Annotated in this window: 11 protein-coding genes and 1 pseudogene; all 12 read right to left on the bottom strand. The window is 59.0% G+C overall.

The features are described 5' to 3' along the window. Positions 1–29: 29 nt before the first annotated feature. Positions 30–872 (bottom strand): 4-(cytidine 5'-diphospho)-2-C-methyl-D-erythritol kinase, encoded by an 843-nt coding sequence (locus EK369_RS09335; RefSeq protein WP_127113807.1) that lies wholly within the window; start codon positions 870–872, stop codon positions 30–32. Beyond that, entirely contained in the window at positions 862–2,574 is a 1,713-nt protein-coding gene (locus EK369_RS09330) for a tetratricopeptide repeat protein (protein WP_127113805.1), read from the bottom strand. Before EK369_RS09330 ends, EK369_RS09335 begins: the two co-directional genes overlap by 11 nt. Before the next feature lie 420 nt (positions 2,575–2,994). After that, positions 2,995–3,312 (bottom strand): annotated as a pseudogene (locus tag EK369_RS09325) (3-oxoadipyl-CoA thiolase); the annotation flags it as partial. A gap of 28 nt (positions 3,313–3,340) precedes the next feature. After that, the gene (locus EK369_RS09320; protein ID WP_127113801.1) at positions 3,341–4,192 is read right to left on the bottom strand and encodes a TniQ family protein; all 852 of its coding nucleotides are present in this window, start codon (positions 4,190–4,192) and stop codon (positions 3,341–3,343) included. Then, on the bottom strand, positions 4,189–5,070 hold the full coding sequence (locus tag EK369_RS09315; protein ID WP_127113799.1) for a TniB family NTP-binding protein: 882 nt from the start codon (positions 5,068–5,070) through the stop codon (positions 4,189–4,191). Before EK369_RS09315 ends, EK369_RS09320 begins: the two co-directional genes overlap by 4 nt. Before the next feature lie 16 nt (positions 5,071–5,086). Beyond that, complete coding sequence (locus EK369_RS09310) at positions 5,087–6,697, bottom strand: TnsB C-terminal domain-containing protein (RefSeq protein WP_127113797.1); 1,611 nt, start codon at positions 6,695–6,697, stop codon at positions 5,087–5,089. Between the two features lie 372 nt (positions 6,698–7,069). After that, the gene (gene ilvD / locus EK369_RS09305; RefSeq protein ID WP_206198062.1) at positions 7,070–8,755 is read right to left on the bottom strand and encodes a dihydroxy-acid dehydratase; all 1,686 of its coding nucleotides are present in this window, start codon (positions 8,753–8,755) and stop codon (positions 7,070–7,072) included. Further along, positions 8,748–10,145 carry an FAD-dependent oxidoreductase gene (locus EK369_RS09300; protein ID WP_206198060.1) on the bottom strand — a complete coding sequence of 466 codons (1,398 nt, stop codon included), beginning with the start codon at positions 10,143–10,145 and terminating at the stop codon, positions 8,748–8,750. Before EK369_RS09300 ends, ilvD begins: the two co-directional genes overlap by 8 nt. A gap of 55 nt (positions 10,146–10,200) precedes the next feature. Next, entirely contained in the window at positions 10,201–11,067 is an 867-nt protein-coding gene (locus EK369_RS09295; RefSeq protein WP_127113795.1) for a fumarylacetoacetate hydrolase family protein, read from the bottom strand. A gap of 11 nt (positions 11,068–11,078) precedes the next feature. Beyond that, positions 11,079–11,831 (bottom strand): SDR family NAD(P)-dependent oxidoreductase, encoded by a 753-nt coding sequence (locus EK369_RS09290; protein ID WP_127113793.1) that lies wholly within the window; start codon positions 11,829–11,831, stop codon positions 11,079–11,081. 276 nt (positions 11,832–12,107) lie between these two features. Further along, positions 12,108–12,725 (bottom strand): 2-dehydro-3-deoxy-6-phosphogalactonate aldolase, encoded by a 618-nt coding sequence (locus EK369_RS09285; protein ID WP_235871379.1) that lies wholly within the window; start codon positions 12,723–12,725, stop codon positions 12,108–12,110. Positions 12,726–12,729: 4 nt separating this feature from the next. Beyond that, positions 12,730–13,638 carry a 2-dehydro-3-deoxygalactonokinase gene (locus tag EK369_RS09280; protein ID WP_127113791.1) on the bottom strand — a complete coding sequence of 303 codons (909 nt, stop codon included), beginning with the start codon at positions 13,636–13,638 and terminating at the stop codon, positions 12,730–12,732. Positions 13,639–13,651 lie beyond the last annotated feature (13 nt).

The raw sequence follows: 13,651 nt of genomic DNA, 5'->3' as shown, positions 1-13,651 counted from the left end.
GGGATATTTTCGGCCAAAAGAAGCAGGTTTCAGCGCGTTTCTGCGCCCGCTGTGGTCACTGGAACGACCCACCATTCAGGATGGCGCTGGCCCAGGCGGTGCACTGCCTGATCCCGCGCGGTGCCATCTGGGAAGACCCCGAAACAGGTGGCGCCTGACCCCGACATCCGTGCCAATTCGCAGCCTTCGCTGGCCTGTATCGCCTGCAGCACGTCGCCAATCACCGGTTGGGTCGCAACGGCCGGGGCTTCGAGATCGTTGCGTTGCCGGGACAACCAATCGACAAATGCACTGGCGTCGGGCCACGGCCCGCAATCAGCCATCGCGGCATTGTCACGCTGCCGGAGCGCGCGAAACACTTGCGGTGTGGGCACGTGGCACCCCGGATTCACCAGCATTAAATGCAAGCGCGGCACCGACCAAATGCGCGTCACCTGTTCACCAATGCCCTGCATCCGCTGCGGCCCCGTATAGAGGCATACCGGCACGTCGGCCCCCAGAGACAGGGTTTTCTGCAGACCGATGCCCCGCGCTGCACTATCCCCACTGAGCGCCCGCAGCACCGCGGCCGCATCCGACGATCCACCACCGATTCCGGCGCCATGCGGCAGGTTCTTTTGCAGGTGGATGGTTCCTGTCCAGCCCGCGGCCTGCGCAGCCCGCCAGACGAGGTTTGTTTGATCTTCGGGAACACCTTCTGCAAAGGGGCCAGAAACCTGCAGCCGCATCTCTGGCCCTGCAGACAGGCCAAGGTCATCACCGGCATCGCCGAACACCACCAGCGAATCCAGCAGATGGTAGCCATCGGCACGCTGGCCGGTGACATGCAGGGTCAGGTTGATCTTGGCCGGCGCAAAGGCCTTAACCTTCATTGGCGACCTTCAGGGGTTCTGCGCCTTCTTCCTCGAGCACCACGTCCAGCCCCACTTCGAGCTTGCGGCGAATGCGGTCTGGTTTGGCCTCTTCGGCTGTGTCCTCATCCACAAAGGACAGCGCACGTTTCCATTGGAACTCGGCCTCGATGTAGCGGCCCACGGCCCAGAACACATCGCCCAGATGGTCGTTCACCACCGGGTCAATCGGCATCAGTTCGGCGGCGCGTTCCATATGTTCGACGGCTTCGTCATAGCGGCCCAGCCGGTACAGAACCCAGCCTAGCGAGTCGACGATATAGCCACTGTCAGGTCGCGCGGCCACGGCGCGCTCGATCATGTTCAGCGCCTCGTCCAGCTTGATCTGTTTCTCGACCAGCGAATAGCCGAGATAGTTCAGCACCTGCGGCTGCTCGGGGTTCAGTGCCAGAGCAGCGCGGAAATCGGCCTCGGCGCGTTCCCAGTCTTCGAGACGTTCGTGGCAGATACCGCGTGCATAGAGCAGGAACCAGCGGCTGCGATCCTGTTCCGAGCCCAGGTCCAGCGCCCTGTCATAGGCTTTGACGCCCCCGGCAAAGTCCCGTTGCTGGCGCAGAAGATCCCCCAGCGAGGAATGCACGATCGACAGGTCACCGTGGCTGCGCGCCAGCTGTTCCAGCACTTCGATCGCGGCCTCGGGTTTGTCGGCCTTGCGCAGCGCCTCGGCACGGCCCAACTCTGCGGCATGGTATGACGGGTGATCGGCAGGCACCTGCTTGTAGGCCTTGGTGGACAGATCGAACTGCCCCAATTGCTCCAGCAACCCGGCAGACAGCAAAAGCGCCTCAAAGTGGTCGGGGCGCAGGTATTCCGCGATCCGCGTATAGAGCAGCACATAGTCCGGCGCGGCCTCGTTCTCGAGCGCGCGCGCCAGGGTATAGAACACCTCGGCCACCCCATCCGAAGCCCCCCGCACATGGGTAAAGGGCAGGCGTTCACCTGCCTCCAGGCTTTCGCGCGTGGCCAGAAGGTCCGGGTCCAGATCGCCCCGGAACATCTCGTCCATCACGGCGATTGCTTCGGGATTGCGGTCGAGCTGCGATAGAATTTCGATCAGCGCCAGGACACCGCGGCGCGTGTTGCCGATGGTGCCGTTGCCCTCACCGGAATAGATCGCGTCCGCGCCTTCGTAATCGCCGACCGAGGCCAGGGCCAGCGCCTTGTGATAGGCGCCAAACCCGGTAAAGCCCGGTTCCTTCGACACCTCGTCAAAGGCCTCAAGCGCGCGGGTGACATCGCCGCTGCCCATATAGGCCCATGCCGTAACCAGCCCGTCAACCAGATGACCAATACCCTTTTCTTCGCCGTCCAGCATCTCGAGCAGCGCGGCAAAGTCACCTTGTTTCACCTGACCAGCCGCCACCACCATATTGGCCAACTGGCTGTCGATGCCATCCGCCACAATCTTGCGCGCGACCGGCAGGGCGGTGTCGAGTTGCCCCATCGAGAGATAGGCCAGAACAGCGCTTTCCAAGAGGATCGGGTTCGACGGATCGCGGGTCAGCGCCTGCGTGTAATACAACGCCGCAGATTCATAGTCGCTGTTATAGGTCGCCTGCCGTGCGGCAAGGTAACTGCCCGACAGCCCGTCCGACAGCGCCGGCAATGCCGTGCCGCTCAAAAGCAATGAAAGGGTCAGTTTACGGATAAAAGACGTGGCCACGCGAGGCTCCCTGAAAAAGCGCTGTCAAAGAAAGGTAATGCGGGCGCAGGGAAACAGCAATGGCAGAAGGGAAACGGGGTGCGGGGACGCCTCACATTAAGGTGACTGGTGCAAAGCAGTGCAGGTCAGTGTGCCGGTACGTTGCACGCTTGCGACTGTGACAGGCACTGGCACCATGGATTCCTTTGCGAGGTTCCAGATTGCTGCCACTTGGCCCGCGTCCGCTATGCGGACGAAGCCGCCCTTCGTTTTTAGGGGTTGGCCGATGCAGCATTCGTTGGCAAGTGCGGCGCGAGTTTTGCGGCGACGTAGCGAAAATCACCGAACCGGTCGTTCGATGGCGACCTAGTGGATGGCGCCCACCGCCACTTCGCCTTCACCATTTGCACGGGAAACTGTGTTCAATACACCTTCACACCTTTACACCTTCCTTAATAGCAGAGCAGCACCCTGTCCCACACCAACGCACATTGTTGCAATCGCGTAGTCGCGATCTGAGTTTTGCAGATCGAGAGCGGCTGACCCTGCGATCCGAGCGCCCGACATGCCGAGCGGATGCCCAAGGGCAATTGCGCCGCCGTTTGGGTTCACGCGCGGATCGTCGGTTTTGATTTCCAGGCCCCGCAACACGGCCAAAGCCTGGCTTGCAAAGGCCTCGTTGAGTTCAATCACTCCAAGGTCGTCTTGTGACGTAGCAGTTAACTGTAAGACTGCGGCCGTTTTGCAGAATTGTGGCACTCAATGACGAGACTCATTTTCTCATTTTTCAAATCAACTGCATCTGTCGCGGTGGCCCCCATTCGACTGCCGGAGAGACCAAATGATCTGTCGTTTGGATGAACTTGTCCCTGTTTACTCCGAATGTATGCCCTTCGAGCATCTTCAGCATTTCCGGTCCAGTGCGTTCCAGAATGGCTACGCCCGCAAGGAGCGCTGGACGGATGTGGAGCGGCAGGATCGGATGTTTCGGCGAGTGGTGGAATGACGTCAGCCTGGCGAGAATGGCGTCGAACTCGGGAACAAGGACACCTAGAACACGAAAGCGCCAGAGATCGTTTTCACCTAGGAGCGGCCAGGGAATCCAACGCATCAGCAGTACCCGCGCAAGTGCCAACGGCGAGCCCCAAGTCTGTCTGCCGCGCTCGGCTTCGTCGTGCAGCAGTTTTTCGCCTTGAAGGGCGGTATCGCGATATGGCGCAAGGGCTTCGATGTGGTCAGTAACAATTTCGCTTTGGAGCCAGCCTCCGCAGATCGGGCAGGTGATCCGCCACCCTTGCAACTGGCTTCGCCGGATCGAAACCGGTCCGTGCGTGGATGCGGTGCATCTTGCGCAGCTCTGGATCGGGGCCTTGGCGATGAACCGTTGCATGGGTTTCGTGGCCTTTTCGAAGGTCATGGCCCGGACGGTCCTTGATTCCGTCGAGAACGTGTCCGCGATCCGGCGCGACTGGTCGATGGTCAAACACAGGTCGACGGAGCGGAGCGAGGCAGCTTCAGGCAGGCAATGGGTAAACATGGTCTGAGGTGTGACCCCGTAGAACGCCGCGTGCCGACTGATCCAGGATGACAGAAGTTCATCCGGGGCAGAGGGCAACGTGACGGGCAGCTTACTATTCATGCGATGGCAGCCTCGGTATCGAAGGTCGGCACCCAGGTTGCGACGGCATTGTCGGTGATCTTTTCGCTCCCGCTCTCGATGGCCTCGATCGCGAGACTGCCCAACATGTGGAAGATGTTGGCGGTGATGCCATCGGTGATCTGCAGAATGCGGCGCAGTGACTTCGGTGTCAGAACCGACGGTTGACGCAGCGGGGTATTGCGCAAGATCGATGCGACCAGTGTCTCGAACTGCTCATTGGCGGCCCACCGACTCAAGGTCAGCTGCTCGAACCGGCGTGCAAGTTGCACATCCCCGCCGATGGCCTCCCTGGCTTCGTTCACGCCAAAGCAAACAAGCGACATCTGAAGACGATTGCTCAGGAAGCGCAGGGTGTTCAGGACAATGCGTTGCTCGCGATAGGTTCCCGCTAGAATGTTGTGGACTTCGTCGATCACCAGGACCTGCAGACCGATGGCCCCCATGATCCGCAAGGCCGCCTGTTCCATCTGGGCAATATCGGCGCGTGGGGCCTGCGGTGCGCCAAGTTGGGTGAGCAGTTCGCCGTAGAACCGACGTTCACCCGGACGGCTGACCATCTCCATGGCCAGGACCGGTGTCTTCAGGACCCCCGACCGACGATCAAAGACTGGCGGGTGCTGGTCCCGGAACCGTTTCATGATCATGGTCTTGCCCATGCCGCTGTCACCGTAGATCGCGACCGATGGCATGCGCGTTCCCTTGGGATGCTCCAGGAGCGTCTCGAGACGGTCGAGAGCTTGCTTGGCGCGAGGGTAGAGAACCCATCGTCGCGACCGGATGGCGCGTATGCGCCCTTTATTTATTTCAGAAAGCAGTGCCGCCGCATCGGCGGTCAGGTGGGGAATCGTGTCGTTCATAGTCGCTCCAGCTCATTTATTCTTCCTCAACAAAGGGCACCGGTTTGCTGGAGTCGATGCCGCGGAGCGTGCCCAGTTCCCTGTCGTCCGTGGCTGGTCTCGCCGCCTTTTTTCCCCGACGCGCAGCGTTCGTCTTGGCGACTGCGTCTGCGATCAGCTTGCGTTGCTCAAGAGCGGTTCGAACAATGGCGCGGGAGTTGATTTCGCGCCGCCCTTGCTCCTTGAGCGTGCGCCGCGCGGTCAGGGCTTCATGCAGCGAGATAGGAGCTAGCGTCAGGTCCGCGTAGCGCGCCTCGACGAAGTTGCCGGACGGCCGTCGCACGAACACACGCGACATGTCGCGGGGATCGTATTTGACCAGCAGCCGCCGATTGGTCCGACCGACATCGGCACTGAGCGCCGCAGACCAGTAGCGCAGGTCAAAGAGATGAATGCCGGTTGGTCTCAAAGTCCGCTCCTGATCTGGCAGGAAGTTGACCCAAAACTGGAGCCGATCCTCAGGCAGCCTAAGGGGAATGTCCCCTTCATGCTCTTGCCAAACCGCCAGGGGTGGGCGGCTCAGCGAAGAGTGGATGGACTGGTGGTAGGTCCCGACAATGTCGAGGGCAATATACCTCTCCAGTTCGCGCAAACTCAGGGCTGCGTGCCGCTGGGGATCATACTCGCCGCGGTCCTGTTCGTTGCTGAATGTGGTGCCGGGCAGCAGGTGCAGCCGACCCATCTGCGTGCCGATCAGCCGTTCGATATGTCCGCCGAAACGCGGTGTGCTTGGCGGACGCCAGTCTATGGAAATGCCCGCGTTCTCGCATCCGCGCTTGAAGGCACGGCTTCGGAAGTCCGCGCCATTATCGACATGTATGCGTTCAGGCAGACCAGCGACAGGCCAGGGTTCCTCGATCTCGCGTTCCTTCAACCAGGCCGTTTTGTCATAGACCGAATGCAACAGGCACAGGCTGGTCGAAAGGCGCGACGGAGGGTCCATGGAGAGGTAGAACCCCGTCACCATCCGGGTGAAGACGTCCATGGCGAGCGTCAGGCAAGGGCGGCCAATCGTTTTGCGCGTCTCCTCATCGACGACAAAGATATCGGCCTTCGTATGATCAATCTGCACGATCTCAAGAGGACGCGACGCCGTCAGAGCGCCAGGCACCGCAGTCGCTGCCTTTTCAACCTTGAGTTCGCCACGCCGCTTGGCACGTTTGCGCAGATCCACGTCTTTAAGGCGTGCCTCGACTGTCCGCCGGTGCGGCGGCTTCAACCCAGCAACACGGCAGTCGGTTTCGATGTCACGCACAAGCTGCGCAACCGAGGGCCGGGTGGGCTTCAGATAATACGTCTTGATCGCAGTAATGATGATCCTCTCGCGCTCTGCATCCAGACCACGATGGCCGGTTCGCCGGCCGGGCTTGCGGTCCACCAGGGACATGACCGTCCCGCTTTCCCGAAACAGTCTGATCAGGCGGAAGACTGAGGCCCGGCTGAGGCCGAGTTCCTTCGAAAGGTCGGCAATCTCAGCCGCCGATGTCGGCTCACCGCCACCCTTCACGACCTTGCGGATTGCATCCGCCCGTCGGCGTGCCTCCTTCCAGAGCGCATCATCGATTTCTTCGGGTAAGGGATCGGACATGGCAATTCAGACTCGGACGAGAACAGGAGCCACAGTCTCAAATTAACTGCCAGATTTCAAGCCTAGTCTTATGATTAAGTGCTAAGTCTCATGATTAAGTGCACAGCCATCACACTGAAATCATTAAGGTCAGAGTCTTGGCGTTAAGTGCTACGTGACAGGAGGTGAGCGGCAAGACTTTCCAGAAGCGCTAAATCGCGTCTGGAAGACCAGAACCAAAGGCCGATCCGTTCTTCTTTTTGACCGCAGGCGGGGTCACCCGCCGTCTCTCGCAGCCGACTTTTTACCGCCGCTAGCTGGTTTCAGTTCCGCCGTTGCCACTTCGCGACATGTCAGGTTTGCCGCGTCTTACTGATTGCAGATTCAACGATGCTACGATTGTCGTTTGTCTCCCACAACCGCGCCTCGGGAAAGAGGGCCAACTGTATCGCGGTAGACCGAAAGCCATCCTCGCGGGGCAGGTGGCAGGATGACCGGTTCCCGGTTACGCCGTTCTTCCAATTCTCTAAATGGTACATCCAGATCCACGAGGCGCTCGGCGATGTTGATAAAAATGACATCTCCATTCCGAACGTATGCAAGCGGTCCGCCTTCGGCAGCCTCTGGCATAACCTGGCCGACTGTAATCCCGCTGTTGAGACCAGACAATTCTCCGTCGGTAACAACCGCCACTTCCGATCCCAGTCCAGCCCCAACCAACGCGGCCATGAAACTTGCGGCAAAGACGGTTCCGGGGCCACCTTTGGGTCCGAGCATGCGAAGTACAATGACATCGCCAGCACGGATCGAACCATCACCAAGCCCGGCAATCGCCTTTGCTTCATCTTCGAACACCCGTGCTCGACCGGAGAATTCCCGGATCTCCGGAGGAACCGCCGAAACCTTGACGATTGCGCCGCCGGGCGCGAGGCTGCCTCGCAGAACGGCAAGGCCAGGCTCGTCACGGAACGGGTCGTCTAAGGACCGGATCACTGTTTCGTCAGGCGGAGGGGTATCATTAATCACTTCGTTCAGCGGCTTGCCAATGGCTGTCATCGCCCTGGTGTTCAAGCGCTCACGCAATTGAAACATGGCCCCGGCGCAACCGCCCGCCCGGTCAAGCTCCTCAATGCGGTCGGGGCCGTTGGGCCGGATCTGGGTGATCTGCGGTAACTCCCGGCCCAGCCTGTCGAAGGCATCCAGAACATTGAAATCCACCCCGGCCTCGACGGTTGCAGCGATTAGATGGCGAACCACGTTGACCGAGCAGCCAAGTGCAATTGCAACAGTCACGGCGTTGTGAAAGGCGGCAGGTGTGAGGATCTGGCGTGCAGTCAGCTCTTCGTTTACCATCGAAACGATGCGGGCACCGGCTGAACGGGCATAGTCGTAAAGCCGTTCGCTACCAGCGCGAATGGGTGCGTTGCCCGGCATTGTCATTCCCAACGCCTCAGCCATTACATGCATCGAATTGGCGGTGGCCATTCCGGCACAAACACCGGGCCCTGTGATCGCCTGGCATGACATGGCTTTCAGATCCGACAGGTCGATTTTGCCGGCTTTTAGCGCACCTACTGAGTTATACAGTGTTTCGATATCCACGTGCCGGCCTGCGCAATCTCCACCCAATTGGTATCCGCAGGTCAGGATGATAGACGGAAGGTCAAGCCGCCCGGCAGCCATCAAGTGCGCCGGAGTGGTCTTGTCGCAGGAAGAAAGCAAAACCATGCCGTCAAGTACTGCGCCCTCCACCTGAACCTCTACGTCGTTCACCAGCAGATCACGGGTCGGCATCAGGTAACGGCCCTGCCTTCCCGCAGAAGTGATGAAATCCGAGGGCGCAACTGTTCGAATTTCGAAGGGGACGCCACCCGCAGCCCGGATTGCGCCCTGCACAGCCTCCGAAACGTCATCCAGATGCTGAAAGCAGACCGATAGCTTCGAAGAGGAATTGACCACCGCGATCTTGGGTTTCAGGAGATCCTCTTCGCTGAGCCCCATCGCCAGCCACTGAGCGCGCCGTACCGCCCAGCGAGTCGTGCCGGGCTCAAAGTTGCTCCTCAGTATCATCTCACCCATCCAGACGGGCTCCTTCTTCGTTAAGTATTTTTCTGATCCGCCGCCCATCAACCTGACGCGGCTCGATATCCTCGGTCACGCAAATTGCCGCCGCGTGGCCAATTGCGTGGCCATAGGAAAAACACTGCGCCGTTACGCGGGCCGAAGCGACAGCCTCGTGCTCAGCCGACAGACAACGGCCCGCGAAAAGAAGCCCCTCGCTGCGCTCTGGCACGAAACAACCGTAAGGGACTTCGTAGACGTCATTGAGCAACCAGTGCACTTTGGGCCGGGTTCCCGCATGAAGCTCAATCGGCCAAGGGGAGCGCGCGATCCCGTCTGCGAATTTGGTGCCGGAAGTTACGTCGTCGTTTTTCAGCACAGCCGCACCCCTAGCCTGCCGTGTCTGGCGGACGCCGACCTGCACGCCGGTATCGTTGACAAAGCTTGCCTCGCAACCCACCAGGTTCTCCCGGAAAAAGCGGGCGTATTCCCGCATCTGTCGCCGCCCTTCGATCTCAGCTTCAGTAAAGTCCCGGACGTAGAGGGTATTCAGTTCCCTCCCATCACTTCCCACGATGCGGGTGCAGTTGCAGAGAAGTTCGCCTGGCCTCGTGGTTGGGAAAAGCCAGACTTTTGAGCGCGGCAAAGTATAGTCGCTGCTGGCATCCTTCTCACGGATAAGTTCAGAAACTTCTGGCGGCATGATCGTGTCGGCGCCGTAACGGGCGTTAAAACAACCCACATCGACGCCCATGAGGCGAAATATCATTGTGGGGTTCTGCACCCGACCTTCGTCGCCAATGAAGCTCGGAAGCCCTGCCATCGCCACCACATCCGCATCGCCCGATGCATCAATGGTGACCCGGGCAGTGATCTCCAATGTTCCCTCTTTGGAATAGGCGGTGACACCCGCGACACGTTCACCTTCCATCAACACCGAGGTGACGGTCGTGTGGTAAAAAACCTCAACACCGGCGTTGGTCAGCATCGAATCCGCTGTCTCGCGCCAAATTATCGGGTCGTGGACACGGGTGAATGTTTTGCCGTAGCGCACCGGAGACGCAAGACCGCCTCGCCTTTCCATCTCGTCTATGAATTCGTCGAGAAAACCCCAGACCGCCTTCTTGGGAGGCGCTGAAGCGTCATCGCTGGCCTCGTAGATGCCGCAGATGGTTCCCGAAAGACCAGCAACAGCACCACCACCACAGAAGCCATATCGTTCAACAACCGCGACGCGTAGCCCTTCCCTGGCTGCGGTAATCGCAGCGGCCAATCCTGCGGCGCCACCCCCAACGACGAGTACGTCGAATTCACGGACGATGACACCGCGGGCATCGTGGAGCCTATTTGCTGCATTCATAGATCGCCTCCTGGGCTCTTCAAACTGATCGGGGTGTTCGATCTGCATTTCCCAACCCCACTACAGGTTTAGTGGGGTTGGAATTTGCAGCCACTGCCGTTGGTCAAGCACCGGCCTTGCTGTTATCTTCAAAGGCAACAAACCGCTGATTTTGCTCGCCGAGTTTATCGATCCCAACGCGCACTTTGTCCCCGGGCTTCAACCAGACTGGATCGGGTTTTATTCCGGCGCCGACACCGGCGGGTGTGCCAGTCATAATGACGTCTCCGGGATGCAGCACCATGAAGCGGCTGAGATAGCTTACGACATGGGCAACGCCGAAAATCTGATCCGCCGTGGAACCATCCTGAAACCGTTTCCCGTTAACCTCGAGCCAGATGCGTAGTGCCTGCGGGTCGCCCACTTCATCGGCCGTGACAAGCCAGGGGCCAAGTGGTGCGAAGCCCTCGCAGCTTTTGCCTTTGGTCCATTGCCCGCCGCGCTCGTGCTGGAAAGCACGCTCGGAAACGTCGTTTGCAACCGCATAGCCCGCTACGTATTCCAGCGCGTCAGCTTCGCGGACGTGTTGGGCTCGACGACCAATGATGACGGCCAGTTCGACTTCCCAGTCGGTTTTTGTCGCGCCCAGCGGGATTGTCACGTCGTCGTTCGCGCCTGTGGCGGCACAAGCTTTGACGAAGATCACGGGCTCTTCGGGTTCTGCCATGCCGCTTTCTTTGGCATGATCGGAATAATTGAGTCCGATGCACACAATGCGGCCGATATTGACGACACAGGGTCCGAGCCTCGGGCTCCCCGAAACTTGTGGCAATACCGCAGCATCGAGCGACCTCAGTGCTTCCTGCCCTTCGGGGCTTAGCGTGTGGCCCTCGATATCGGGCACAACGTTTGAAAGGTCGCGAATATTACCGTTCTCATCGATCAGGCCCGGTTTTTCTTCGCCAGGCTCCCCGTAACGTACAAGTTTCATTTTTCCGTCCTCTAGTAAGTGGCCCGTCCGCCTGAAATGTCGAAGACTGCACCGGTGGAATAGGAGCTGTCGCGGCTCGAGAGCCAAGCGACCAACGCAGCGACTTCATCGACTGTGCCCATGCGGCCCATAGGAATTTTCGCCAGCATATAGCTGAGTTGCTCAGGCGTGACTGCTGCGACCATGTCGGTTTCTATCACCGCAGGAGTGATGACGTTGGCGCGAATGCCGGTAGCCGCCAGTTCCTTACCGAGGCTTTTCGTCATCGCGATGACCGCTGCCTTCGAGACTGAATAGGCACTGGCGTTTGGGTTGCCCTCTTTACCGGCCATGGAGGAAACGTTCACGATCCGTCCGTAATCCTTCGCCTTCATCAACGGCACGATTGCCCGGCAAGTGTGAAACGAACCATTCACGTTGATACGCTGTACCCGGTCCCATTCTTCCAGAGGATAGTCGTCCAACGGCAAGTTAGCGCCGGCGATACCCGCCGCGTTCACGAGGATGTCTACACCACCGAATTTCGCCTTGACGGCCTCTGCCGCTGCTTGGACGGCAGCGAAGTCGGACACGTCGACAACCTGAATGTCTACGCAATCGTCAGAACTAAATGCGACAGCGGCTTCCTTCAGCGTGCCTTCCGAGACATCCCAGAGCGAGACTCTTGCTCCGCATTCCAGGAACAACCGGGCAATTCCAAGCCCCATTCCCCGTGCACCACCGGTTATAACGGCGCGCTGGTCCGTAAGATCGTATCGGTTCATTTTACCCTTCCTGTTTGTCTCTTCTTCGAAGCATTTGGCAATCGCAGCGCCTTGCATCCGACTTCATCCGCAATTGGGTCCTTCACAGACACCTCCCCTTGAAAAGAGGCATCCATCTTTTGGCCAGAGCTTGATACCAATTCGACCCCTCCAACATTTCGTGTGGACTCGAATCGGCCTCTCAGCTCACCGCTCCAGATGAAAGTTAATCGATTAACTTGAATTGTCAAACCCGTATGCTGCTATGTCTTTCGATCATTTGGCATATGGTGTGCCTCACATTGCCTTACGCAACTCCTTCGATTTCTGACAAATAGTCTTTAGGTCAAAACTCGTGTGATAAAGACTTGACCCGAACCCTGCTGCATCAGCTCCCGCCATCAGGTAGTCAGACAAGTTTGCTGACGAAACGCCACCCACAGCCAAAAGCAGCACCTCTTTTGGTAGAACGGCCCGCATGGCTTTGACGGCAGCAGGGCGTATCATCTCGCATGGGAACAGTTTCAACATATGTGCCCCCGCGCCAATTGCGGCAAACGCTTCTGTCGGCGTCGCAACACCGGGTACTGAAAACAGACCCTTTTGAACTGTCCGCTCAATAACATCCATCCGCATATTTGGTGAAAGAATGATCTGCCCTCCAGCGGCAACCACGTCGTCCACGGATTCGGGGGCCAACACAGTCCCCGCCCCGACCAGAGCGCGCGAACTAAACCTGTCCGCAAGAAGTGAGATAGACTCAAGCGGAGAAGGTGAGTTCAGCGGCACTTCGACAACCCTGAACCCGGCCTCAATGATGACCTCGGCAACTTCCAGAACATCTTGGGGTTCCACGCCCCGCAAGATTGCTATTCCCGGGCACTCATGCAGCGCAGCATTCAAATCGAGCATCATTTCCTCACACCAGGGTTAGTTGTCTGGCCACTGCCCAAAGCCCGGCCACAGTGACATTCTCGGACGACAGGGCCTCACACTCGACCCCAAAATAGGAACAGGCCGCGCGATAGTTGTCAGCCGTGCTGCCGGAAGCGATCAACCCAACGCGATCGACACCCTGTACCGTCGCGTGCTGGACCTCAGTACCGATCAATAGCCCGGAGAGAAAGCCCGGCAGACATTCGGGCGGAAAGGTTTCAAACAGCCAGGCGGTACGGACGCCAAAGACCTCATGCAGCAACGACCCGCCCTGCGCCGCCCGTTCCAACCCGGCCAGAAATGCAGCAGAGTCTATCGCGGCCGCTTCGGGCAAACCCTGGGAAATAACCGAATGCTTGCGTAGAATCTCGAACATCTCACCAGTCAGATAGGTGCTGAACGCCTCAATCCGCTCTCCAGATACATGACACCATTTGGAATGGGTTCCGGGGACGCAGATCAGCCCTTTGGAAATTGCATCCCCGGCGCTGGCGCCAAGGATTTGCGTTTCCTCGCCGCGGATGACATCAATCATACCCGATGACGCCTGATAGGACAGGCCTGGCACGATCGAAATCCGCGCCACTTCCGTGCGGACCCGAAGCACCCCATCAGCCAAAACATCCAGAGAGGTTGGGCAAGTAACATAGGGGGCTTCCTGCCAGCCCTGACGCGACCCGACCATCCCGCACATCAGCACGGGTGTATCCGGCGCCTCAGCGATGAGCGGCAGGCATTGCTCGGAAAACACCGTCTCATACCCGCCGGCAACCACACTGCGGATGCCCATGGGCGCACTGTGCCTTTTCAGCACAGCGCCGGTTTCATCCAAAAGATATGCGCGCAAACTGGAGGTGCCCCAGTCGACTGCCAAAAGAGAAGGATCGCGCATACAGTGCCCCTTT

This window comes from Shimia sediminis, from assembly GCF_003990645.1.
GTDB lineage: Bacteria > Pseudomonadota > Alphaproteobacteria > Rhodobacterales > Rhodobacteraceae > Shimia > Shimia sediminis.
Note: the sequence above shows the minus strand (reverse complement) of the source record. Positions and strands in the feature narration are given on the sequence as shown.

Excerpts from the sequence above, each read along its gene's own strand:
- EK369_RS09300 (WP_206198060.1), bottom strand. The coding sequence starts at position 10,145 with ATGCAGATCGAACACCCCGATCAGTTTGAAGAGCCCAGGAGGCGATCT.
- EK369_RS09285 (WP_235871379.1), bottom strand. The coding sequence starts at position 12,725 with ATGATGCTCGATTTGAATGCTGCGCTGCATGAGTGCCCGGGAATAGCA.
- EK369_RS09310 (WP_127113797.1), bottom strand. The coding sequence starts at position 6,697 with ATGTCCGATCCCTTACCCGAAGAAATCGATGATGCGCTCTGGAAGGAG.
- EK369_RS09295 (WP_127113795.1), bottom strand. The coding sequence starts at position 11,067 with ATGAAACTTGTACGTTACGGGGAGCCTGGCGAAGAAAAACCGGGCCTG.
- EK369_RS09280 (WP_127113791.1), bottom strand. The coding sequence starts at position 13,638 with ATGCGCGATCCTTCTCTTTTGGCAGTCGACTGGGGCACCTCCAGTTTG.
- ilvD (WP_206198062.1), bottom strand. The coding sequence starts at position 8,755 with ATGGGTGAGATGATACTGAGGAGCAACTTTGAGCCCGGCACGACTCGC.
- EK369_RS09290 (WP_127113793.1), bottom strand. The coding sequence starts at position 11,831 with ATGAACCGATACGATCTTACGGACCAGCGCGCCGTTATAACCGGTGGT.
- EK369_RS09335 (WP_127113807.1), bottom strand. The coding sequence starts at position 872 with ATGAAGGTTAAGGCCTTTGCGCCGGCCAAGATCAACCTGACCCTGCAT.
- EK369_RS09315 (WP_127113799.1), bottom strand. The coding sequence starts at position 5,070 with ATGAACGACACGATTCCCCACCTGACCGCCGATGCGGCGGCACTGCTT.
- EK369_RS09320 (WP_127113801.1), bottom strand. The coding sequence starts at position 4,192 with ATGAATAGTAAGCTGCCCGTCACGTTGCCCTCTGCCCCGGATGAACTT.